The sequence below is a fragment of the Psychrobacillus mangrovi genome (genome assembly GCF_037104765.1).
In the GTDB taxonomy this organism is placed as follows: Bacteria; Bacillota; Bacilli; order Bacillales_A; family Planococcaceae; genus Psychrobacillus; species Psychrobacillus mangrovi.
Window position 1 is genome coordinate 553,739 of record NZ_JBAWSY010000002.1, and the last position, 22,230, is coordinate 575,968.

Consider the following 22,230-nt stretch of genomic DNA (forward strand, 5'->3'; position numbering starts at 1 on the left):
ATATTAAAATAACTAACACCTTATCCACATATTTTTGTGGATAAGGTGTTAGTTATGTGAGTAATTTCTATTAAATAGATTTTATAAAAGAGAAAAACAAAAGAAAAGCTTGAGAATAATATATTTTTTGTATTTATTCATAAAAAGAGTGCCAAAAATTCATTTATTTCGTTAAAATGTTTCGACAAAATTCGATATTTTCCTCTTCTGTGGATAAAGTTATACACATTATCCAAAGCGGTATATATACAATCATATGAAATATAAACAGTTTAGTAACAGTTTATCCACTTTTACCTGTGGATAAACGAACGGTTGTTCCTAACTAAACTTTTTGTTAGATTAATAGTAGATTCTTAAATCTATCAAAATTGCTAAGTTACATAATATATTGGTGCTTTAATAAAATTGTAGGAGGTGAATTTAAGGTGAGTAAGATGTCAGATGAATTATTAATAGAATCTTATGTTGCAGCAAAGGAACTGAAGCTATCTCCAGATTTTATATTCTTGTTAGAAATGGAAATTCGCCGTCGTTCTCTAGTGATCGAAACTTAATTCTAAAATGATTGATCTCGTCTATTTAACTTTTAAGTTCACCCAACAGCTGCCAACCCTTATAGGCTAAAGACGTATTTTAGACATATGTTTGGAGATTAGAGAAAAATCGAAGGCAAAGTGAAACTATTTTAACGTTGTCTCGTATATAATAGAGGTAAGGTGATAATATCTTACTGAAAATCTCACATTCCATATCGGAGGGTATATAAATTGAAAAAATTAGTAGCAGCTTTGCTTACAGCAACACTTGTATTTTCATCAGTTGGTAGCATTGTATTCAATGATCAATCAACGACTGCCGAGGCTAAGTCTTATAAATCTGGTAAGAAAAGCTTTAATACGAATAATAATAGTAATACTAACAATTCTAATATTCAAAAGAAACAACAGGATTCTAATACGGCAATAAATAAATCAAATACGACTACAAGCAATAAAGGTGGATTTTTCTCAGGTGGTCTTATGAAAGGTTTATTCGTTGGGGGAATTGCTGGACTACTATTTGGTAGCATGTTTGCAAATATGGGTGCTTTAGGCTCTCTTCTAGGATTTGCTATCAATGCTGCAGCTATAATTTTGATAGTTGTTGTTATTCGTAAAATCTTTGACATCTTTAAAAAGAAAAAACAAGAGGAAGCTAATTCATGGAGAAGCTAATCATTCCAGAACAAAATATAATCAATGCAGTTTGCGTTTATATTTCACGTAAAAAGAAAGTCGAAGTAGAAGAAGTCGAAGTAGAATTAATGTATGACGATGAAGCAGGATTTTCAGCCGAAGCATATATTAGTGGAGAAACAGAAGTCCTCACCACATATAACTTAATTGAAGCTCTGCGTCAAAGTATGGAGGAGTTTTTAAATATTGATCCTATCTCCGCAGGTATAGAGCTTATATTAGATGACGAAGAAGGTATAATTGCTTCCATACATTAAAGAATTACTTATATTAGGCCAAATCACTTGCTGATTTGGTCTTTTGTTTTTTCTTTACTAGGGCTTTATTATTTTTGTAAGTTGTTTCGAAACAACAATTTAAATTAAAAATAACCGGTGGTAATTATTTATACCACCGGTCTTATTAATTTATAAATTATTGTTGGTTGTTTTGAAAGCCGCTCATTTGTGATTGGGCTTGAGCTACCAAACGCTTAGTGATTTCTCCGCCAACGGAACCGTTAGCACGCGCTGAAGCTTCTCCTCCAAGTTGTACACCGAATTCTTGAGCGATTTCATATTTCATTTGGTCAAGAGCTTGTTCCACTCCTGGTACTAGAAGTTGATTTCTATTTGGCATGTTGTTCACCTCCTTGTGAAATTAGAATGTGTACTTTTACAACAATTATGCAAAAAAAGTTAAAGGTGAAATTTGACAATGAGTCTAAAATAGAGGTTTAAAAGAGGCTGAGTAAAGTGTCTTACTCAGCACTCTCTATTTATTACTTTTCAAATACTTGATGAATTACGTCATTAGCTTTACTGTTATTTAAATTTTTGTAAATACGGCTTGCCGGAATATCTCTAATGCTTTCGGCAAATGCATTCGCCATTTCAGCTTCCCCTGCTACATGGAATTCTCGCCAACCTCTTTTTTTCTTCAATTGCTCAAGAGTCGTACTCATTCCTTTAAAGAAACTGTTTTTATTTACCTTATATCTCGGGTCTAACACGGCACTTTTATTATCAGCAATTGCCCTTCTACCTTTCGAGTCGAGTTTCTTCTGTTCAGTCCATTTTTCAGAAACTGGGTCGTATTTAAAAGTGACATCGTCTCTTACGAATCCCATTGCAGTATCTAAAATACGAACTTCACCAAAGCTAGGCATGATAATACCTGCTTCGGGATAAGCTTTATACATATACTCCAGCTGCTCAATAACAGGGTGATTTTCCCAATAAATATTTGTTTTCACAGGAACTTGAACATGATGAACTGACCATAAGTCATCATTAGCGCTTGCAAAAATTACTACTCCTTTTCGCAATTCCTGTTGATTGCTTTCCAGTTCATTTATAATTTTTTTCTTAATTTTATTAAAAGCTTTTTTTTCATTTTCATCTGAGCTCTCTAAATACTCACCAATTCTCTTCAGGCCACTTTTTAAATGTATTTTCCAACCACCATTTAATTGTTGAGGATCACCTGGGTTCGTATTTAAATAAACACTTAACACACATCGATCACTACAGCTATACTCTTTCAATGCCTGAAGTTCCTTGTTTATCGTCATCCTTCGTCCTCCTTTTTTTTTCGCACATCCTTAGCTTTCCCCTCAAATGTACGAGATAATACGACTTAGAAGTGTCATGTTTTGGATAAAAATTTTGCTAATATTAATAAAAAAATCAACCAAAATAAATTGGCTGATTCCTTTAAAACAATATATTAAAGTACTTTTCGGTCTATTACTTTTTTTCCTAAATAAAATACTTTTATCAATTTTTCTACTTCTGTTATTTCTAATCCAGGGATACCTTCTGCAACTAAGAAATTGGCATCTAACCCTTTCTCTAGTCGTCCAAATTGATGATCTTTCCCTAATATTTCAGCTGGATTGTCGGTTATCAAAGCCAATATTTCATTTTCATCATATTGGTTATTTTTTAAAAGTTGCATAGATGGCTGCGCGATTAACATTAAAACATCGGGTCCCTGTAATGCTTGATTTTGAAATGGCAACCAAGATGTTCCTGAATAAGGTGGAAGATATGCATCCGTAGAAATAGAGACAGGAATATTTTTACTTACCATTCGAAGAATCTCATCAGGCGAATTCGGACTTAAATGAGTACCCCCCATTGGGGTTGCCACAATTTTTAGTCCTTTTTGTGAAGTTTTGTCTAATTGTTCGTCAGATATTCCATGTGCATGATGCAAAACATCTACCCCTGCCTCTAATGCAAGTTCAATTCCTTTCTCTCCAGCAACGTGAGCTCCTATTTTTTTATCTAAGCTGTGATATATATCCGTAATTAATCTCATATCTTCTAATGAATAAATAACTTCTCCAGCTCTTGGTACTTCTTCTTTTCGAAAATTAGCTGGTGTTGCATTTATAAAAATATTCTCCCCAGGATATTCACTCGCTAATGCAATTCTCTTCACTAAGGATGGATTAATTAAATCATCTTTTTTAATAATTTGTGATTTTGTTACGAATGAAAAATGGGCTATTTTTTCAAATCCTATAGATATACTCGTTGTCGCAAATGAAACATTTATAGGCAAATCATGAATTGCCTGTTGATAATCCACTTTAGAAAAGTCACAAAATGGATTTCCACAAATCTGTTCACCTATCGCAGTAATCCCGGAAGAAATTGCATGTAATAGAATGCTCTTCGAAGCTAGAAAATGCGTTTCTGATGTAATCGGATAAAGTGATCTTGGAGCAAATTCTAATAAATGAGTATGGCAATCCACCAATGATGGCGTTATTACATATTTTGAATAATCTATAACTGGAATAGAAAGATATTGTGTTCGAAAATTCACCCATTGTCCAACATCTAAAATTTTTCCATTCTCAATTAGCATTGCTCCATCATGTAAAGTACCAAGTTTACTAACAGTGACAAGTTTTTTACCACGTACAATGTAACTATTATTCATTTTAGCCCACCAAGAATGGAGTTAAGAAATACGCCAATATACAAGCAGTTAAAAATCTGATAATCATCCCAATAATCGCTGCTATTAGAGCTTCTCTTTCATTCAAATTAGATGATTCTGCCCATGTCACTGGAATCTGCCCAAAAATAACCGATAACGGCAAGCCAGAATTCGCTAATACAAATGATCCAACAACTAAACGAGGATCGATGGTACCTGAAAGTTCCGCAAGTTGAGCAACAGCAAGTGTAGGCGCCGCTAAAATTGAAACGATACCTGTCGATGGCTCGATGCTCAGAAAAATCAATATGGATGACAAACTTGATTCAATAACGTCCCAAGCTCCCAAAAATCTTAACGCTCCTATAAAGAAAAATACTGCTGCCACTGCAGGAATAATAGTCAAAAAGAGCAATTCGGCACCTTCTTTAGCAGCAGAAAAAATTGTTTCGAGAAATCTAGTTTTAGGAGTAAAACGAGGCAGGTCTTCTAACTCCACCTTTCTCGTGTCTCGATAAATTGTTTTGGATAAAATAAATGGAACAACAATAATCGGAAGGAATATGGAGAAAATTATAAGAGGAAATGCATTTATGTTAAAGACAGATAATGCTATAATGCCTAAAATTAATGTTGCGAAAGATTGGGGTGATTGAATCATTGTTGCCACTGCAATTTTCTGTTCCCCAATCGTAGCTTTTGCTTTAACTAATACAGGTCCAGAAATTTTCCCTGCAGCATTAATATCGCCAAGAATGTTATATACACTAGGAATAATGACAGATGGATTTATTTTAAGCCATTTCATGATTGGAACAAATAGTCGAATCAAACCATCTGTAAATCCAAGCCTTTCAATTATACGCCCAAAAATAACACTTATAATAATTGCAATACCAATCTCACTAGTCAAAAAGACATCCACAACAATCGGTTTAACTTCTGAGATAATTGCATTAAAAAAATCGGATAATGAATTTGGATTAATTAAAAGAATCAATAAGGATCCAACTACTAATATCAAACCTACCACTTCAAAAGGATGCCATTTAGATCTTGAATTTGTATTCATCGAACAACCCCCTCATACTTTTAGTACCTTATGTACTAAAGGAAATATGTGTGAATGTCCCATGTTAAGGAAGATATAAGCTGATTGTGACTTGTACATAAAAAGGCAGCCAATTCCTGAATGGTATTGACTGCCTAATAAATATTAATGCTTTTGCACACTAGTTTCTTCCATCCAGTATGCTTCTCTAATATTAATATATTTGCGTAGTTTTCTTGTTACTTCGGTTGTAATTTCTCTGCTTTCAAAGAGGTTTTGAATTTCATCTCGTTCCGCTTGGAAAGCCTTATTTTGAATTTCTCTTTTCATTTGCGCGTATTTCTTAGACTCTACGCCTTTTTTAGCTAGCATAAATTTCATAATCATATCATTATACTCTCCGATAATCACCAAATAAACTTCTTCGTTTTCAGGGGTCATCTGCTTCTTCAAGTAATTTATCGCAGCCTTTGCCATATCAACCTTTAATTGAATAATTTTTTTCTTTTCACCAAGAAGATTTTTTTTCTTTTTTGGTACAAAAATTTGAAATAAATTAAAAAAGGTTCTCTTTATAACAGTCCAAATGAACAGACCTCTATATTGCATTTTGTTTGTCACAGCCACCCTCATCCTATGAATATGTTCATCCATCAAATAAATGGTTTCCCTATCTGGTTGATCCTCTTCTTTTAATCTTTCGATAAATCTAGCCTCTTCTGCAAGTGCCTTCATTCGAATATCCGTTTCCTCTAATTTTAAACGTTCGAAGTCCAGGTCATTCTCATTCTTTAAGCTATTCCGCAATCTAGTGTAATTAGAAATAATTGACACTGCTGCCCCTCGATTTTCATCATTCACTATTTCACGAATAAAAGCAATTGCAGCATCTATTGATTTGATCTTCGCTTTTCTCTCCATTTCATCTTTGAGCTCATCCGTTTTCCCTAATTCTTTTTCAGCAAGCAGAGGTAAAAAGATACTCGCTAATATTAAAGTGACTAATATAACTCCAGCAGCTATAAAAATAATTAATGCTCGTTCTGGAAAAGGACTGCCATCTGCTATAACATACGGGATTGTAAAGGCACCCGCTAACGTGACTGCTCCTCGAACACCTGAAAAAGTTGTAAGGGTAATTAATCGAAGTGTTGGTTTTGGAATTTGTTTTTTATGCAACCAACCTCCCCACCATCCAATGAGCAACCACAAGAATCTAAGCATTAATAGTGCTGCAGTAATAATAAATATAAATTTAATTACCTCGTAATTATTAAACATTGGATTTTCAAAAATTTCATTCATTACACTCGGAATCTGTAAGCCTAAAAGGACAAACACTAAACCATTTAAAATGTAAATGAGGATACTCCATGTACTTTTAGAAACTACTTGAAGCTGCATTGAAGGGGACTGATCTCGATCTCTATAAATCGCATGAACAATTCCTGCTGCAACGACAGATAATATTCCAGAAAGATGAAAATGTTCGATAATGTAAAAGATAACAAACGGGGTAAGTATTTGGATAAGCATATGAAGTGTTACATCTTCCATCCCGAGTCGACGGATAAATATTTTTAGATGAATAATAAGGAAGGCAAGAATAGCACCTCCCACAAACCCACCAATAGCAATGACTAAAAAGCTCCAGCTTGCCTCTGCCAATGAAAATACACCAGTCACAGTTGCTGCAACCGCAAACTTAAACGCAACTAAACCAGAGGCATCATTCATGAGACCTTCGCCTTCCAGAACATGCATAATTGTTTTTGGCATTTTCACACGGCTAGAAATAGCTGCTACTGCTACAACATCTGTAGGCGAAAGAATCGCTGCTAACGCAAAAGCTGCCGATAAAGGAATCGACGGGATTAGCCAATGAATCAAGTATCCAATTACCACTACCGTAATAAATACTAGACCAAGTGCGAGCAATAAAATCGGTTTGCGTAATTTCCACAATGCATATCTCGAAACATTTTTTCCATCATGGAATAATAATGGAGCAATAAATAGAATAAAAAATAACTCTGGATCCATAGGGATATGTATTCCTATAGGAAGGGCTGCTAACAAAACTGCTAGTGCAATTTGAATAATTGGCACTGGTATGTATGGCATAAAATGATTAATAAAATTGGAGAGACCGATGACGGCTAGTAAAAGTAGTATGATTAAAAAAAACTCCATCTTCTGTCTCCTCTCTATGTTTACACTATTAAGTTTAAAGGGATTTTGAAGTAATTACAAATCAACTGCTATAAAGAAACTGAAAGGACCAACTTAAAACATGTTATAAGTATAGTCCCTTCATATTTTTTATTTTTTTGATAAGTAATCAATCAATCCCATTGCACTTACTTTCATATCTAATTGAATTATATCGTACACCTCATGGTCATCTGGCACATTTTGCTCCCTAAGGTGGCTCCTTACTTTGTCCAATAATTCTTGCGAAAGTTCTAAATGACCTTTTTGTTCAGCAACAATACCTCTTGCTTTTTCCATAAATACTGGAAGCCAATCAGAGACTTGGTTAAGAGCTTCGTTTGGGTTATTTGTCATACCAAAGTGACCGTAGTAAATGAAATCGAGATTCATTCCTTTCATTCGGTCAATTGCTCTTTGCATCTCTATCGGGTCAAACTGATTCGGCGAAGTGGATGGTAGAAATAACTGAATATTATCTGCAATAAGTTGTTCATAACGGACCCCTACCGTATCGCCAGTAAATACACCATTACTAATAGGATCATAAATGCTAAAATGATGTTTGGCATGTCCAGGGGTATCTAAAAATTTTAGTGTACAATTTGGACCTATCTTTAATGTATCTCCATCATCTTTAATAAGTAACAACTCTTCCTCTATTGGAAGAATCGGTTCAAATAACTCCGAGAATTTTTCTCCATATACCGCTTTCGCACCAGCAACCAGTCTTTTAGGATCCGCTAAATGCCTTGCACCTTTCGGATGGACAACCACTTTCGCGTTCGGACATTCTTTTATAAGTACTCCCGCTCCGCCTGCGTGATCTAGATGAATATGTGTCACAATGATATATTTCACTTGATCTAAAGAAATTCCTAGTGCTTCCAATCCTTCTTTTACATACTTTACTGAAGGAGTTGGGCCAGTTTCAACAATTGTTAGTTCTTCTTCTTGAATAACATATGTACCCGTACGTTCAGACACCCCTAAATCATAACCGTCTATCAAGTAAATTCTCTCATTTAATTGGACTGGAGACTCTTTTTTCATAACGTTTCCTCCTTTATTTTAGTGGATTGAATATTCGGCCTATTTATTATTTTATCATTATTTATCAGTAAAACTATACATAGGGTGGAACAAAAAAAGTCAACACCCTTTACCAGGTGATGACTTGTATTTTGACATTAAAGGAGAAAGAATCCGATGCCCATAATTAGATACGCTGCAAAAAGGGTCAGTCCTTCAAACCAGTTTGATTCACCATCATTAGAGAGATTGATGACTAGTAGTGCAGCTGTAATCATTGCAACTAATTCAGGTAATGTGAAAACGAGCGGCATTGCTTGTGGCATGAACAGTGAGATGATTACAAGGACAGGTGCTACAAACATTGCTACTTGTAAAGTAGAACCAACAGCAATCTCAACTGAAACATCCATCTTATTTTTGGCAGCCATCGTAATTGCAGAAACATGCTCCGCGGCATTTCCAACAATTGCTACAATGATAACACCAATAAATAACTCGGACCAACCAAACTTTTCGCCCAGCATTTCAAATGTATGAACAAGTTGTTCTGAAACAAAAGCAACTGCTACAGTTGCAAGAAGAAGAACTAAAATTGATTTACCCTTTGTCCACTCAGGTATCTCTTCTTCTGTCTTAGGTTGATCAGAAGATGCAAATATACCTCGATGAGTAACAAGTTTAAAAAATAATCCTGCAAGATAAAGAGCAATTAAAACAACTGCAATTCCAATACTTAAACTCAATGTCTCCTGTGTATCCATTGATATAGAGAATACCTCTGGGATAACAAATGCAACAATAACTGCAAAAATCAGCAAGCCTGAGTTGTATCTAGCATCATGCACGCTAAACTTTTGGCGTTTAAATTTAATTCCTCCTACAAAAAAAGAAAGTCCTAGTACAAGTAGCAGGTTTCCTAAAACGGAACCAGTAAGTGATGCGAGCACAATACCTACCATACCAGCCTTCAATGTAAAAATAGAAATAATAAGTTCAACCGCATTACCAAATGTAGCGTTTAATAATCCCCCAATTCTTGGTCCACTTACAATCGCTAAACTCTCAGTTGCCTTCCCTATATAACCCGAAAGACCGACAATACTTGCACAGCAGAGTAAGAACATGATCATATCTGACCAATCAAAAAATGCGCCAGCAAGAACTAATGGCACACCCGCAAAAACGAGAATGGCAAACAATTTGTCCACCAAAATCACCTCTTATCAAAGTATACTTCCTTTTTATTATTCCCTATTATGAAAATAAAAAAACACACCTGCTTTTGAAACTTTCTTCTGACTTGTGTTAGGAGAAAATCGACCGGCATCTCAGTAAATCTCCGGGTATCTCAGAAAATCCCCGAGTATCTCAGAAAATCCCCGAATATCGAGTTCCTTAATACTCCATAAACACGCTTTTCCTCCCACTTACATAAATTAAGTGAGAAGAAAAGGAGTGATGTAAAAATGATTCAGTTGAATCCAATTGTTATAGAAGGTCATACATTTTTAGCTGTTTCCGTGGAGTTACCAAAAACAAACTTGCTAACCGTTTCAAATGATAAAGGGTATATCATGTGTGGAGCACTTGACGTGGCATTACTAAACGAAAAATTAAAGGACCGGAATATAATTGCAGGGAGAGCTGTTGGGGTAAAAACTATCGAACAGCTACTAAATGCTCCACTGGAATCAATCACTTTCCAAGCAGAAGAACTTGGAATCACAAAGGGGATGATTGGCCGAGAAGCACTGTTAAAAATGATATAGGATATTAAAAGAGAGTTAGACAGGTGAATCTGTCTAACTCTCTTTTAAATCTATCTGTCATAATCTTTCCAATCTAAATATATACTTACAACATATCTATTTGTTTGGAGGGTTATCATTGAATAAAGTAGAGTTCAAACAGTATTTTGACATCGGATATAAAGAAATGATTTTTACAGCAAATAGCGGTGAAACGATTATTGCAATTAAGAGTAACTATTCCGTTCCTTCATCTATGGTTACTTCCTGCATTATCCATGTTAATGGTAAACGATTTGAAGAAAAAAGATGGGGATTTTTCTTTACGGATTTAGTAGAAATCGAATCCAGTGTAAGAGCTAATGTTTATATTGAGTTAGAAAAATATGGAATTGATCCAGAAGATTTTGATGAGGAGTCATTTATTCAGCATTTAATAGACGAAGCAACTGAAAAAATACAAGAATCAAATGTATGTACTGCTCTAAATGAAATGGAAGTTGTCTAATCTTTCCGTATTAATTCAGCTGCTATTAATTTATAGGAGTTAATTCGGTCTTCCGCAGAGTATGTAATCGTGTGAATCATGATCTCATCTGCTTGATAATTAGTTTGAAGTTCTATTAACTTCTGTTTCACTTCTTGTGGATTACCAATAATACTATTCTGCCTCATATTAACCAGTGTTTCTTTTTCACGATCATCCAGTTTATATTGTTTTGCTTCTTCTATTGAAGGCACACCTCGCTGCCCCTCCCCTTTAGCTTTTTGTAAGGACCAAATAAACGAGCTTAATGAGACATCTTTTGCCTTGTCTGAAGTTTCGGCACAAAATGCATTAACAGTAACCATCACTTGAGGAGCGTGACCACTCTTTCTAGGTACATAAGCATCCAAATAGTCCTGAATAATAGCTACTCCGTCCTTATCGCTCATAAATTGCCCGAATGTATAGGCAAGTCCATTTTCCGCTGCAAGTAATGCGCTCTTTGGACTAGTCCCAAGAAGCCAAGGTTCTGGCGATTCTTCTGGAACTGGTGAAGGAGAAACTTTTGAGAACTGATGGTCAGCAGGAAAATCATCATCTAAAAAGTGGAGTAAGTCCTGCACCAAACTTGGCATGCTATACACTTTTTGCAAAAAATTATCTGATAAGGCGTTGGTTACCTCGGCAGATCCACCAGGTGCACGTCCTAAACCCAAATCTATTCGTCCAGGAAATAATGTAGCAAGTGTATTAAAAACCTCCGCCACTTTATAAGGTTTGTAATGTGGCAATAACGTAGCACCCGAACCTAGTCGAATTCTTTCTGTATTTGATCCAATGACTCCAAGCATTACTTCAGGTGCAGAACTTGCCAGACCAGGTAAATCATGATGCTCTGTCATCCAAAAGCGAGTATAACCTAGCATCTCACCAACTTGGGCTAGCTCCATCGATTCATATAATGCCTCTCTGGCAGATTTATTGGAAGAAATAGGCGATTGATCTAGAATACTTAACTTCATGAAACAAGCCTCCTTCAATTTACTCTTCGATTAAACTTAATTTATATTCACCTACTTGACCTTTTTCATATAAATTTGTAATGGAAGTAGAATATTTATTTATGGTCCCCGTAAAGGATAGATCTCTTTCAGGAACTTTGACATGAAAAGTACCTTTGTATAACAGAACTGCAATATCGTGATATTCTTCACTCGTTACATTAAAAACGATCGAAATTTGTTGTAAACCATTTACTATTTCTTCCTCATAACTGTTTACCTTTATACAAGCATCATCTAACATAATATTATTTACGCCCATACAAAAACACCTCCGAATTTAGTACTTGTTTAAAGTGTACCATCTTCAAAGGTGTTCTACTCTATTCAGACTCCTCTAGATAAATACTTCCAGTTAATTTAATCTGTTTAATCTTTCCTTGTCCTGATTCAACTGTTCCTGCAATGAGCTAATAGGATCCAAGTTCCCTCTACTTTCTAAAGCCATTTTAACGGAACGTTCTGCACGTTCAATCATATCCTGTGCATTTTGAATAAACTGTTCTGAAGGATTAGTTAGAGCTTGCCCTACAGCAAACGTAACATTATCAACAGAATTGTGTAGTTGAGAAATGACATTATCTTCTTTCCAACTCATTTGGGTGTGATCTACCAAAATAACGTCCTCCTTAGATTCTTCTATATATCAATACGTCTTTACTATGGCAATTTGACACCACTTTTATTCATTTGAAAGATGTCTACCAAAAGTTTTCCCTTATTCTCAAATAGTTTTTGTGAAATTGGAAACACTACTTCTTGAAAGATTCTTAAAAAATTAAGGAGGAAATATAATGCCAAAGCATAATGATTCAGCAGATAATAAAGAAATTCTAAAGAAAACAATTAATAATATGGAAGCAGCAGAAGCAGCAATGGAATTCGCAGAAGGAAAAGAACTTGCTGCAATTAAAGAAAAAAACGAGCGACGTAAAGAAAGCATGGAAGAATTGAAAGACGAGATTGTAGCAGAGGAAAAATCGCGAATTAACGGGTATATTTAAAAGTAATAAAATAGCTCAATAATTGTTTAGATTACTGGGCTAAGATTGAAGACAAATGGTAGTTGATTTATGTTCCAGGCGGACGCTTTCAGCCGCTTCGCTTTCGGTGCAGAAAACATTTGCTATTCCGGCTGGAGTCGCCGCCTTCCACTCCAATCAACTATTATCCACTTTTCCAATTAGAAAAACGTCAGGCAATTAATAAAGCAAGTTTTTATTACTTAAATTTTTTCAATTAGTGTTTATAGAAAATCGTTGAAAAGGCGACACTCCTGCGGGAATAGCGTTAGCCGAAGACCCCACAGTTGAAGGGAAGGCAATCTAAGTTCGCCGCATCCTGCTCCTGCGCAAAGCTCGTCGCAAAAGAACTTTTGCGGCAACGATTGCATGACCAACATCGTGTTGGCCTAGGAGGCTAAGGCAACGCCCGCGGAAAGGGAGCCGTTTCAACGATTTTCTTATTTATCGGACGACATTATTAAGTAAAGTAAAATTCTATAGAATTATTCAGTGCCCAATAATCGTTTAGATTACTGGGCTATTTTTTACAATTATTCAACATCGTATTCTTCAACATACTGTAGAGGGATTTGCATTGCCCTCACAGTACCATTTAAATTACCTTGTAGATTTGTTACGAAACTATTTTGTTTCATCTTCATCATTTGGCCATCTTTAAAATAGAACTCATAATAGGATAATTCATCATCTTCAGGAAGCTTTACATAATAGACAAGCTTCTCAAGGTCCTCCCAAGCATATGATTGCTTATCTTTTGAAAAAAGCGTCCGATAAGAAATTTCTTCCCCTGATAATGTAATATAAGATAACGAAGCAATATAAAAAACCAATCCACTAAGAAGTACACAAAACACCCCTGCTCCAACCGTCCATTTCCGAATACCCAGAAATCCCAATACTAAACAGGCCAGAATGATTAAAAATAAGCTAACCCCAAATGTCACATAGTTTTCTGTTGGTGCGTACGTAATCCAAATATCTTTCTTGTAATAGAGCGTATTAACGACCGCTAAAGGTACTATAAGCAGATAAATAGGTGAAAACAAAACGATACAGGCTCCAATAGCCAAAAAGATATGCTTTATTTCGTATCTTTGATACATTCCTATATTCCCCTTTGTCTTTAAATTAAGCTTGTTATTAAACTGTTTGGTTGTTTTTTTGGGATCCCTTCACATCTTTATATATCAATAATAAAATTTAACTGAGCTTTAAATTAAAATATTTTTTTGAATTATTTTTAATGGCAATAAACTATTCTCATATATTTCACTCGTGATAACAATGACCATTTCTTCTTTGGGCAATATGACAATATATTGTCCCCCAAAACCTAGAGCAAAATAATACGTATTTTCATAGTTAAAATCATTTTTTTCATCCAGTTTATTAACCCACCAATGCATTCCATAGAATCCTATTGAATCATATGTTTTAAAGTATGGTGCAGTTGACGTCTTTATCCAATCCTCCGAAACTATTCTTTTATTAGCATAAACGCCTTGTTGCAATATCAATTGTCCGATTTTTATCATATCTGTCGCTTTAAGTACGAGTCCATCTGCTCCTTTATTGATTTTCATCTTATCTTCGTACCAATAAAACTCATGAATACCTAATGGCTTGAACAAATACTTATTTGCAAATTCCTCCGTTTTCATATTGGTCACTTTTTGCAAGATAGCCGACAAGATGTGGGAGCAACCCGAGTTGTAGTTCATATGAGTGCCAACAGGATGGAGTATTGGACGCTCTAGAACAAACTTCATTATATTCGGATGATAGACCATTGGTGCAAAGCTATTCCATTCACCAAATTCGGGAAAGTCTAATCCATCTGTCATCGTTAACAAATGATAAATAGTAATATCCAATTTACGACTATCCATTTGTTCTTTGAAAAGCTCTGTGAAAAAGGAATAGACAGGTAAGTGAATGGATGTTAAATACTTTTTCTCAAGTGCAATTCCAACTAAAATTGAAAGTACGCTTTTTGTACAGGAATTTATCTTATGAAGCTTTTCAAGTTGCTTATTGTTTTTGTAGTATTCGAAAATACTATTTCCCTTTTGATATACAAGAAAGGAAGTAACCTTCTCCTTTTTTATTTCTCTTTTTAAGTAGTCAAAATCTATCATATTTTTTTAACCTCTATTAATTCTTACTATTCAAAAAATTACTTACTATTATTATAATAAGTAATTTTTGGAAATTCAACCCTTTACCCTAATCACCATAATGCATCCTTTTGGGTATTGTAACTTAGAGGCAATAAAAAAATGAAAAGGAATGATGATAGTTTGTATTTCAGTTATTCTTCTTATCCCCTGAGCTCGTTTTATAGGCTCCCTTTTTCTCAATATACAGCTCCAGTTCGATATATTTTGAAGCAAGAGGCTGATCATGATCATTTTGATTGCCGAAGCGATTATCATGCAATTCCCTCAATATTTTTAATATAAAAGGTTTCAGAACAATCAAACGTTCTGAAACCTTTTATTTCTCTTTGATAGGTAAATATGTTCGAACTTTTTTCCTTTTTGAGTAGTGAGCTATTGGTATATTTTTTTGATAATCAACTTTTATTATTGGTGCCATAGAATTTTCTACAATATCCCCTTTAACATTTTGCAATTTCCATGGGGCATGCCAAATATCGACACGGTATAAATCATTATTTATTTTTGTCCATAAACAATAACGCTCTGTCAGCCACTGTTCTAATAGAGTTCCTTCAATAATTTCTGGCATTGGCTCAAATGAAGTGATTAGCGTTTCGGTAATTGAATTCGCATTACTCACTTTACTAGAAATTGAAAATATGTTGTTTCTTTTTTGTAATTGGATATTTGCTTGACGATAAGGTAAGAAGTTTCCTAGAGTAGCCAATTTTACGATTACTGGATTATCCGCATCTAAGCTAAAGAAGAAAACTCCTGATTTTCCTTTATAGCTGACGTATGTACGTACGTTTAGTTCTAAATAAGAACTCAATCCTGGAAAAGGGGGGGCAAGTCTCGGACGATTACCTTTTACTTGAAAAAAGACGAACCCAATCCAAGCCTTATTGTCATATAGATCTATCTTTAGCTCCGATGGTATGTGCTCGCGTAAATCCTCTGCTGAAATTGGCCAATGAAGGAAAAGTACATCCCGCCACTCCTGCGTCATAATCCATCGTCTCTTCATAAATTCTATCTCCTTCCCGTTTAGGCTCGTCTAAGAATTGTTTCCAAATAAAAGACCCTTCAAACTTACTGAGATTAAACCCATGATTATCCACAATGATGAATTCTTTTTGACATTTAGCCTAAGTTTTCACAATTATGTTACGGAACTATATTAATTTGTTCATATCTTCATGAACATTTTGTGAAGGCCCCTTCTTTCATTTTGTTTTTTCAAGTTACGGTATTAAGATAGAGGCACGGTTAGGAATTCCTCCATTTATGATTTGCATCACTAGTTACCACAACTTTTTATAAACAGAATTTGAAAGGGGTACAACTATGAAATTAAAAATGAAGTGGGCTCTGTTGACGATGGTTTTCACTATTGCCACTGTGTTAACAGGTTGTGAACCATTACTAGTTTTAGACCCGAAAGGTCCTCAGGCTAAAACCCAGGCAGATGATATTATGCTATCTATTTTTCTTATGTCAGGTATAGTTATTGTCGTTTTAGCTATTTTAGTATTTGTGTTAATAAAATACCGTGCTTCTAATCAAAGTAAAGATTACGAGCCACCTCATATAGAAGGAAGTCCAATTGTTGAAGCAATTTGTGTCGGTATTCCTATTCTGATCGTCATTTTTCTCTCATTCGTTTCTGTAAAAAGTAACTATGAAGTAGAGGCGACACCAGCAGGATATGGAGATCAAGAACCATTAGTAATTTATGCTTCTTCTTCCAACTGGAAATGGCATTTCAGCTATCCAGAGGAGAATATTGAGACTGTTAACTACTTATACATCCCTGAAGACCGTGCAATTGAGTTTAAATTATATTCCTATGGACCAATTACTAGTTTTTGGATTCCTCAACTAGGTGGACAAAAATATGCCATGTCTGATATGGTCACCACCTTACACTTAGCAGCAGATACACAAGGTGAATTTGTTGGAAGAAATGCTAACTTCAGTGGAGCAGGATTTGCAGAAAATACATTTGAAGTTACAGCTATGTCTCAGGAAGACTACGATGATTGGGTGAAAGAAGTACATGAAACAGCACCACCTCTATCTGAAGATAAGTTTGAGGAATTATTAGAACCGGGCCATCTTGGACGTTCTACTTATACAGGAACACATTTAGAATTCTCGCCTGCACCGAACCATGACCACGGCTCCACTGAAACGGACGCAGAAGAATCAGAACACGAAAATCACGAATCAACTAATACCGATGATGAATCAAGTCACGCTCATCATTAATTAGAAGTTTATTAGATTACTATAGTTAAACCTATAGATTCCTGAAAGGAGTTACAAAAGTATGGATTTCTTTGATCGCTTTGCCGTACCACATCCAAGCTTTTTAATATACGCATCCATGGTTGGCATTGGTCTTACTATGCTTGCTGTAGTTGTAGGAATTACCTACTTTAAGAAATGGGGATACCTTTGGCGCGAATGGATCACAACAGTTGATCACAAACGTATCGGTATCATGTATTTACTAGCAGCCTTGCTTATGCTGTTCCGTGGTGGCGTTGATGCCATTATGATGCGCTATCAACTATCTATGCCCGAAAACACGTTTCTAGATTCTCAGCATTATAATGAAGTTTTCACAACACATGGGGTCGTAATGATTCTCTTTATGGCTATGCCGTTCATTATATTTTTCTTTAATTACATTGTACCATTACAAATTGGGGCGCGTGACGTGGCATTTCCGCGTTTAAACGCATTAAGCTTCTGGTTATTCTTTATGGGAATGGGATTATTCAATATCTCTTTTATAGTAGGTGGTTCACCTGATGCAGGATGGACATCTTACTTCCCGCTTGCAGGCAATGAATTTAGTACATCCGTTGGTTCGAATTATTACATGATCGCTATTCAGATCGCCGGTATTGGTACATTAATGACTGGTATTAACTTTATTACGACCATCTTAAAAATGAGAGCTCCTGGTATGACTCTAATGAAAATGCCAATGTTCACTTGGTCTGCTTTTATTGCTAATGTCATTATTGTTTTTGCTTTCCCTGTATTAACAGTATTGCTTGCAATGGGAACAATGGATCGATTATTCGGTACAAACTTCTTTACAACCGACAATGGTGGTATGGATATGCTTTGGGCTAACTTGTTCTGGGTTTGGGGACATCCTGAAGTATATATCTTGATTTTACCTGCATTCGGTCTGTATAGTGAGATTATTTCAACCTTTGCACGACGTAACCTTTATGGCTATAAGTCTATGGTTGCTTCTATGGTAGTCATTTCTCTACTATCATTTCTCGTTTGGGCTCACCATTTCTTCACAATGGGCCAAGGTGCATTAACAAATAGTATATTCTCTATCACAACGATGGCAATCGCTGTGCCAACTGGGGTTAAAATATTTAACTGGCTGTTCACCCTTTGGAAAGGAAAAATTGAATTTACTACGCCAATGCTTTATTCCATAATGTTTATCCCACTGTTTACATTAGGTGGAGTTACCGGAGTAATGCTTGCAATGTCAGCAGCTGACTATCAATATCACAATACAATGTTCTTAGTAGCCCATTTCCATAACGTAATTATTCCTGGGGTTGTTTACGCAATGCTTGCAGGTCTCACTTACTATTGGCCGAAAATATTCGGCTTCATGTTAAACGAGAAGCTTGGTAAATGGACAGCATGGATTTTATCAATCGGCTTTGTTTTAGCCTTTATACCAATGTATATTACTGGTTTAGATGGTCAGGCTCGCCGTATGTACACATACTCTGAATCTACTGGCTTTACTACATTAAACATGGTTTCATTTGTTGGAGCAGCAATTATGGCAGTTGGATTTGCCCTACTTGTCTACAATATTTACTATAGTACACGTTATGCTTCAAGGGATATCAGTAGTGACCCATGGGATGCACGTTCACTTGAATGGGCAACTCACACTCCAGTACCAGAATATAATTTTGCAGTTACACCACAAGTTGCTTCAACACAAGCATTTTGGGATTCTAAGAAAAATGGTCATGAATTATTCAAGGGTAAAATTGAAAAAATTCATATGCCAAATAACAGTGGATTGCCATTTATCATGAGCTGTATATTCTTTGTCTTTGGATTTGCGATGATATTCAGCATATGGCCACTAGCCATTATTACATTGATCGGGATTTTAGCTTGTATGGCATATCGTTCGTTCGAGAAAGACCACGGAAGATATATCTCTGTCGAGGAAATCGAAGAAACTGAAAGAAAATTGCGAGGTGCTAAAAAATGAAGGTAGATAACTCGCTTCCACTTGAATACAGCACGGAAGAAAATAACTTAAAAATCTTAGGTTTTTGGATTTTTATAGGTGCGGAAATTATGCTTTTCGCAACACTCTTCGCATCATATTTCACTTTAGAAAATCGTATTGGTAATGGACCTTCTGGTGCGGATATTTTTGAAATTACACCTGTTCTGATTGAAACAATATTACTTTTAACGAGTAGTTTTACGATTGGTCTTGCCATTCATGCAATGCGAATGAACAATAAAAAAGCTACAATGGCATTCTTTATGGTTACTCTTGTTTTAGGAGCTGCATTTTTAGGCTTTGAAATTTATGAGTTTACTCACTATGTTCATGTAGGGGCGGGATTACAAGTTAGCGCCTTTACTGCGATTTTATTGACGACATTAGGGACTCACGGATTACACGTTACACTTGGTTTCTTCTGGGGATTATTTATTCTCCTACAAATTAAAAAACGTGGATTAACACCAGAAACAGCCAATAAATCGTTTATTTTCTCACTTTACTGGCATTTCTTGGATATCATTTGGATTTTCATCTTCAGCTCCATCTACTTGAAAGGAATGATGTAATATGAAAGAATTATTCCCTCTAAAACAAGTAATGGGCTTTGTATTTTCCTTAGTTCTTACGGCAGTGGCACTATTAGTGTATTTTACTGATATGTCCTTTTCAATTGGTATGACTATTCTACTCCTTACTGCATTTATACAGGCTGGTCTTCAGCTCGTTGTATTTATGCATGCAGGTGAGACTAAGGATAAACAATCAATTTACATCAATATATATTACGGTTTAATCCTTGCAATATTAACTGTTCTCGGTACGTTACTAATATTGATTTGGGATATGTAAACAGAAAAAAGAGAGCGTCTTTTTAGGCGCTCTCTTTTCTATATTCTTTAGAATTTAAAATCATTTCTTCAGAAGCAACGAGAAGCATACCAATAATAAATGTAAAGACTGCCCCCATCACGACACCAATTCCAATTCCCATTACCGTGCTATATTCACTCATTAATGATCCATATAAAAAGATAGCAATACCTATAGTTAACAATGTTGCTCCTGCTAATTTTGTAGCATGAAACATTTTCATATATGATTTCATTTCATACACCCCTCTTTTTATTATTATCTACCTCGTTCACTAAATTGTCAAACATTTTTTGTCTATAATGTGAACATTCCTTTCAAAAAAAGAACTGCTACAAATTTGTCACTTGCAGTAGTTCTTGTTTTATTTTATATAGAGGATAGATCCTCGCCAATGATTGATACATTTTGTCTTTCGGTAGTGAATTCATTTCCATTCCAACTTAATACATTCTGTACATATCCTAGTGCATCTGCATGATATCTTCCCGCGATTTCTTGATATGCCAATAGTTCGTAGGTTCCATCCCTCTCAAAGTCAATAGGATACAAACCACTAACAGGGTCTACCCATCCTTCAATTGGTTCCTTTAATGTTCCATCCTCATTATAAATCTCCGATAAATATTCTTCTCCTTTATACAATAAATCTAACGTGTATCTCTTCTTAGGATTACTACTTCTTACAGTTACTTTGAATTGATTTTGATAGTTTACCTCATATTCTGAGCGTTCATTATATTCTTCCACATCAAACACTTGACGCATGTTCCCTTCTGAATAGGCAAAAATATAGGCGTAAATCGTACCACCACTTCCACCTGTATCTATGACAATTAAAATATCTTCTATATGATCTCCAGTAAAATCCCCTAAAAATAAAGTAGGATTATACCCTGCATTTTGCTTAAGTGAAATTCTTTCTATTATATTGTCTTTTTCATATAAAATATTTAACGTAATGTTTTGCCAAAATGGGCTTCCTTCCGTCTTATCACCTGTGAGGTAGATAGTATCCATCAAACCATCACCAGTCACATCTCCTCTAGTATGCCCAATTATAACTTGACCGTCAGAATTCGTATCTTGTAACCGATTAAGAATCAGTTGTCTTTTATCTAACAACATTTCTCTTGAAGGGTATGGGGAACTAAAGGACAAGTCTTTATCAATAGAGGAAAGACTTTGTTCCAAATCGCCAGCTTTATTCTGAGCATCCGCTAAATAGTACCAGTAATAGGAGAAATCGTTCGATTGTAAAAGCCTTTCGTAGTAATCCTCTACTTTTTTGAAATAGTATGGGTAGACTTCCTTCGCTAGGACAAGTCCAGAATGATTAAATCGATACACCTCTACTTTGAAGGCTTCTCCAGTGTCATGTGTCCATACTGCCATTTCATATTGGCCGTCCTGTCCATATGGACCTGGCATATCTTCCACTTCCAACTTACTATATACAAGATCATTAGTAGGTAGCCGTACAAATCCACTATTTGTCCATTGAAACATATCTAATTGGGACCATATACTTCCTATTTGCCAACCTACAATCAACGTATTGATCCAACTATCTGTCATTGGAGCTGCCATTAAATTTGATATTCCATAACCATTTCCTTGAAGATGAATTAAGGGAAGCCATTGTTCATGATTGTTCTTTAATATTAAGAGATAGTTTTGTTCTTCATGTCTATATGCGCCAATTATTTCTTCCAAACGATCGCCATCAATATCTGCAATAATTACAGCCGGTATAGCTTGGGGCTCAGGCAACTCTAGAATTTCTGCATTTAGAGGTAAAAAGTTCTTAAACACATTTACATAATAATTCATCGCACACCCCTTTCAACACATCATATGCGAAGTAATGAAAGGACTACACTTGTTTTTAAAAGGAGTTTGTTTTCTAACTAAGAGGGTCGTTTTTCCAACTAAAATGGTCTTCTGTAAAGAAAGTAGACAAATTAATTCCCGACGTTTTTTCTTTTGCTACCGCGCTACCGCTTGCTGGGATGGTGAAAACAGGATAGGTCAAAACCATACCTATCCTATTTCCACCATCTCTAATTTTCTCACCCGGCAACTGATAGTCGACGTTT

At 35.4% G+C, this 22,230-nt stretch carries 27 protein-coding genes; 10 read left to right on the forward strand and 17 right to left on the reverse strand.

The features are described 5' to 3' along the window. The first annotated feature begins 428 nt into the window (after positions 1-428). The 3 genes from sda to WAX74_RS05735 all read left to right on the forward strand — a co-directional run bounded on the left by sda (position 429) and on the right by WAX74_RS05735 (position 1,495). Positions 429-557 carry a sporulation histidine kinase inhibitor Sda gene (gene sda / locus WAX74_RS05725; protein ID WP_336496699.1) on the forward strand — a complete coding sequence of 43 codons (129 nt, stop codon included), beginning with the start codon at positions 429-431 and terminating at the stop codon, positions 555-557. Between the two features lie 213 nt (positions 558-770). Beyond that, positions 771-1,217: a hypothetical protein gene (locus tag WAX74_RS05730; RefSeq protein ID WP_336496700.1), complete on the forward strand. Its 447-nt coding sequence runs from the start codon at positions 771-773 to the stop codon at positions 1,215-1,217. Beyond that, on the forward strand, positions 1,205-1,495 hold the full coding sequence (locus tag WAX74_RS05735; RefSeq protein ID WP_336496701.1) for a DUF2653 family protein: 291 nt from the start codon (positions 1,205-1,207) through the stop codon (positions 1,493-1,495). The genes WAX74_RS05730 and WAX74_RS05735 overlap by 13 nt, the downstream gene beginning before the upstream one ends. A gap of 157 nt (positions 1,496-1,652) precedes the next feature. On the opposite strand, the gene WAX74_RS05740 is transcribed toward WAX74_RS05735, so the two are convergent. The 7 genes from WAX74_RS05740 to cax form a co-directional block, all read right to left on the reverse strand. Then, positions 1,653-1,856: an alpha/beta-type small acid-soluble spore protein gene (locus WAX74_RS05740; RefSeq protein ID WP_336496702.1), complete on the reverse strand. Its 204-nt coding sequence runs from the start codon at positions 1,854-1,856 to the stop codon at positions 1,653-1,655. A gap of 142 nt (positions 1,857-1,998) precedes the next feature. Next, positions 1,999-2,790 carry a VLRF1 family aeRF1-type release factor gene (locus tag WAX74_RS05745; protein ID WP_336496703.1) on the reverse strand — a complete coding sequence of 264 codons (792 nt, stop codon included), beginning with the start codon at positions 2,788-2,790 and terminating at the stop codon, positions 1,999-2,001. A gap of 155 nt (positions 2,791-2,945) precedes the next feature. Further along, positions 2,946-4,172 (reverse strand): amidohydrolase family protein, encoded by a 1,227-nt coding sequence (locus WAX74_RS05750; RefSeq protein WP_336496704.1) that lies wholly within the window; start codon positions 4,170-4,172, stop codon positions 2,946-2,948. Position 4,173: 1 nt separating this feature from the next. Further along, on the reverse strand, positions 4,174-5,244 hold the full coding sequence (locus tag WAX74_RS05755) for a hypothetical protein (RefSeq protein ID WP_336496705.1): 1,071 nt from the start codon (positions 5,242-5,244) through the stop codon (positions 4,174-4,176). A 144-nt stretch (positions 5,245-5,388) separates the two neighbouring features. Further along, positions 5,389-7,416 carry a Na+/H+ antiporter gene (locus tag WAX74_RS05760; RefSeq protein ID WP_336496706.1) on the reverse strand — a complete coding sequence of 676 codons (2,028 nt, stop codon included), beginning with the start codon at positions 7,414-7,416 and terminating at the stop codon, positions 5,389-5,391. A gap of 129 nt (positions 7,417-7,545) precedes the next feature. Beyond that, entirely contained in the window at positions 7,546-8,487 is a 942-nt protein-coding gene (locus tag WAX74_RS05765) for an MBL fold metallo-hydrolase (RefSeq protein ID WP_336496707.1), read from the reverse strand. A gap of 137 nt (positions 8,488-8,624) precedes the next feature. After that, entirely contained in the window at positions 8,625-9,680 is a 1,056-nt protein-coding gene (gene cax / locus WAX74_RS05770) for a calcium/proton exchanger (RefSeq protein ID WP_336496708.1), read from the reverse strand. Between the two features lie 255 nt (positions 9,681-9,935). Here cax and WAX74_RS05775 point away from each other — a divergent pair, with 255 nt between their 5' ends. Continuing rightward, complete coding sequence (locus tag WAX74_RS05775) at positions 9,936-10,238, forward strand: YunC family protein (RefSeq protein ID WP_336496709.1); 303 nt, start codon at positions 9,936-9,938, stop codon at positions 10,236-10,238. Positions 10,239-10,356: 118 nt separating this feature from the next. Then, entirely contained in the window at positions 10,357-10,725 is a 369-nt protein-coding gene (locus WAX74_RS05780; protein ID WP_336496710.1) for a hypothetical protein, read from the forward strand. Here WAX74_RS05780 and WAX74_RS05785 read toward each other — a convergent pair. From WAX74_RS05785 to WAX74_RS05795, 3 genes are all read right to left on the reverse strand, one after another. After that, on the reverse strand, positions 10,722-11,726 hold the full coding sequence (locus WAX74_RS05785) for an LLM class flavin-dependent oxidoreductase (protein ID WP_336496711.1): 1,005 nt from the start codon (positions 11,724-11,726) through the stop codon (positions 10,722-10,724). The genes WAX74_RS05780 and WAX74_RS05785 overlap by 4 nt on opposite strands. A gap of 19 nt (positions 11,727-11,745) precedes the next feature. Next, entirely contained in the window at positions 11,746-12,027 is a 282-nt protein-coding gene (locus tag WAX74_RS05790; protein WP_336496712.1) for a DUF3219 family protein, read from the reverse strand. A 93-nt stretch (positions 12,028-12,120) separates the two neighbouring features. After that, entirely contained in the window at positions 12,121-12,381 is a 261-nt protein-coding gene (locus WAX74_RS05795) for a hypothetical protein (protein WP_336496713.1), read from the reverse strand. Positions 12,382-12,559: 178 nt separating this feature from the next. Here WAX74_RS05795 and WAX74_RS05800 point away from each other — a divergent pair, with 178 nt between their 5' ends. Then, entirely contained in the window at positions 12,560-12,769 is a 210-nt protein-coding gene (locus WAX74_RS05800; RefSeq protein WP_336496714.1) for a small, acid-soluble spore protein tlp, read from the forward strand. Between the two features lie 551 nt (positions 12,770-13,320). On the opposite strand, the gene WAX74_RS05805 is transcribed toward WAX74_RS05800, so the two are convergent. The 4 genes from WAX74_RS05805 to WAX74_RS05820 all read right to left on the reverse strand — a co-directional run bounded on the left by WAX74_RS05805 (position 13,321) and on the right by WAX74_RS05820 (position 15,979). Continuing rightward, positions 13,321-13,893 (reverse strand): hypothetical protein, encoded by a 573-nt coding sequence (locus WAX74_RS05805; protein ID WP_336496715.1) that lies wholly within the window; start codon positions 13,891-13,893, stop codon positions 13,321-13,323. A gap of 108 nt (positions 13,894-14,001) precedes the next feature. After that, positions 14,002-14,928 (reverse strand): serine hydrolase domain-containing protein, encoded by a 927-nt coding sequence (locus tag WAX74_RS05810; RefSeq protein WP_336496716.1) that lies wholly within the window; start codon positions 14,926-14,928, stop codon positions 14,002-14,004. A gap of 169 nt (positions 14,929-15,097) precedes the next feature. Then, positions 15,098-15,238, reverse strand: coding sequence for a hypothetical protein (locus WAX74_RS05815; RefSeq protein ID WP_336496717.1), 141 nt, complete (start codon positions 15,236-15,238; stop codon positions 15,098-15,100). A 48-nt stretch (positions 15,239-15,286) separates the two neighbouring features. Further along, positions 15,287-15,979, reverse strand: a complete 693-nt coding sequence (locus WAX74_RS05820) for a YqjF family protein (protein WP_336496718.1) — start codon at positions 15,977-15,979, stop codon at positions 15,287-15,289. 320 nt (positions 15,980-16,299) lie between these two features. Between WAX74_RS05820 and qoxA the strand changes: the two genes are divergently transcribed. The 4 genes from qoxA (at position 16,300) to qoxD (ending at position 20,110) form a co-directional block, all read left to right on the forward strand. Further along, positions 16,300-17,223 carry a cytochrome aa3 quinol oxidase subunit II gene (gene qoxA, locus WAX74_RS05825; protein WP_336496719.1) on the forward strand — a complete coding sequence of 308 codons (924 nt, stop codon included), beginning with the start codon at positions 16,300-16,302 and terminating at the stop codon, positions 17,221-17,223. Positions 17,224-17,284: 61 nt separating this feature from the next. Continuing rightward, positions 17,285-19,234, forward strand: coding sequence for a cytochrome aa3 quinol oxidase subunit I (gene qoxB / locus WAX74_RS05830; protein WP_336496720.1), 1,950 nt, complete (start codon positions 17,285-17,287; stop codon positions 19,232-19,234). After that, the gene (gene qoxC / locus WAX74_RS05835) at positions 19,231-19,827 is read left to right on the forward strand and encodes a cytochrome aa3 quinol oxidase subunit III (RefSeq protein WP_336496721.1); all 597 of its coding nucleotides are present in this window, start codon (positions 19,231-19,233) and stop codon (positions 19,825-19,827) included. Before qoxB ends, qoxC begins: the two co-directional genes overlap by 4 nt. Position 19,828: 1 nt before the next feature. Next, positions 19,829-20,110 carry a cytochrome aa3 quinol oxidase subunit IV gene (gene qoxD / locus WAX74_RS05840; RefSeq protein ID WP_336496722.1) on the forward strand — a complete coding sequence of 94 codons (282 nt, stop codon included), beginning with the start codon at positions 19,829-19,831 and terminating at the stop codon, positions 20,108-20,110. A gap of 22 nt (positions 20,111-20,132) precedes the next feature. Here qoxD and WAX74_RS05845 read toward each other — a convergent pair whose 3' ends face one another. The 3 genes from WAX74_RS05845 to WAX74_RS05855 all read right to left on the reverse strand — a co-directional run. After that, entirely contained in the window at positions 20,133-20,366 is a 234-nt protein-coding gene (locus WAX74_RS05845; RefSeq protein WP_336496723.1) for a hypothetical protein, read from the reverse strand. 134 nt (positions 20,367-20,500) lie between these two features. Beyond that, complete coding sequence (locus WAX74_RS05850; protein WP_336496724.1) at positions 20,501-21,964, reverse strand: hypothetical protein; 1,464 nt, start codon at positions 21,962-21,964, stop codon at positions 20,501-20,503. A gap of 73 nt (positions 21,965-22,037) precedes the next feature. Beyond that, a partial coding sequence (locus tag WAX74_RS05855; RefSeq protein WP_336496725.1) for a hypothetical protein occupies positions 22,038-22,230 on the reverse strand: 193 nt, incomplete at its 5' end.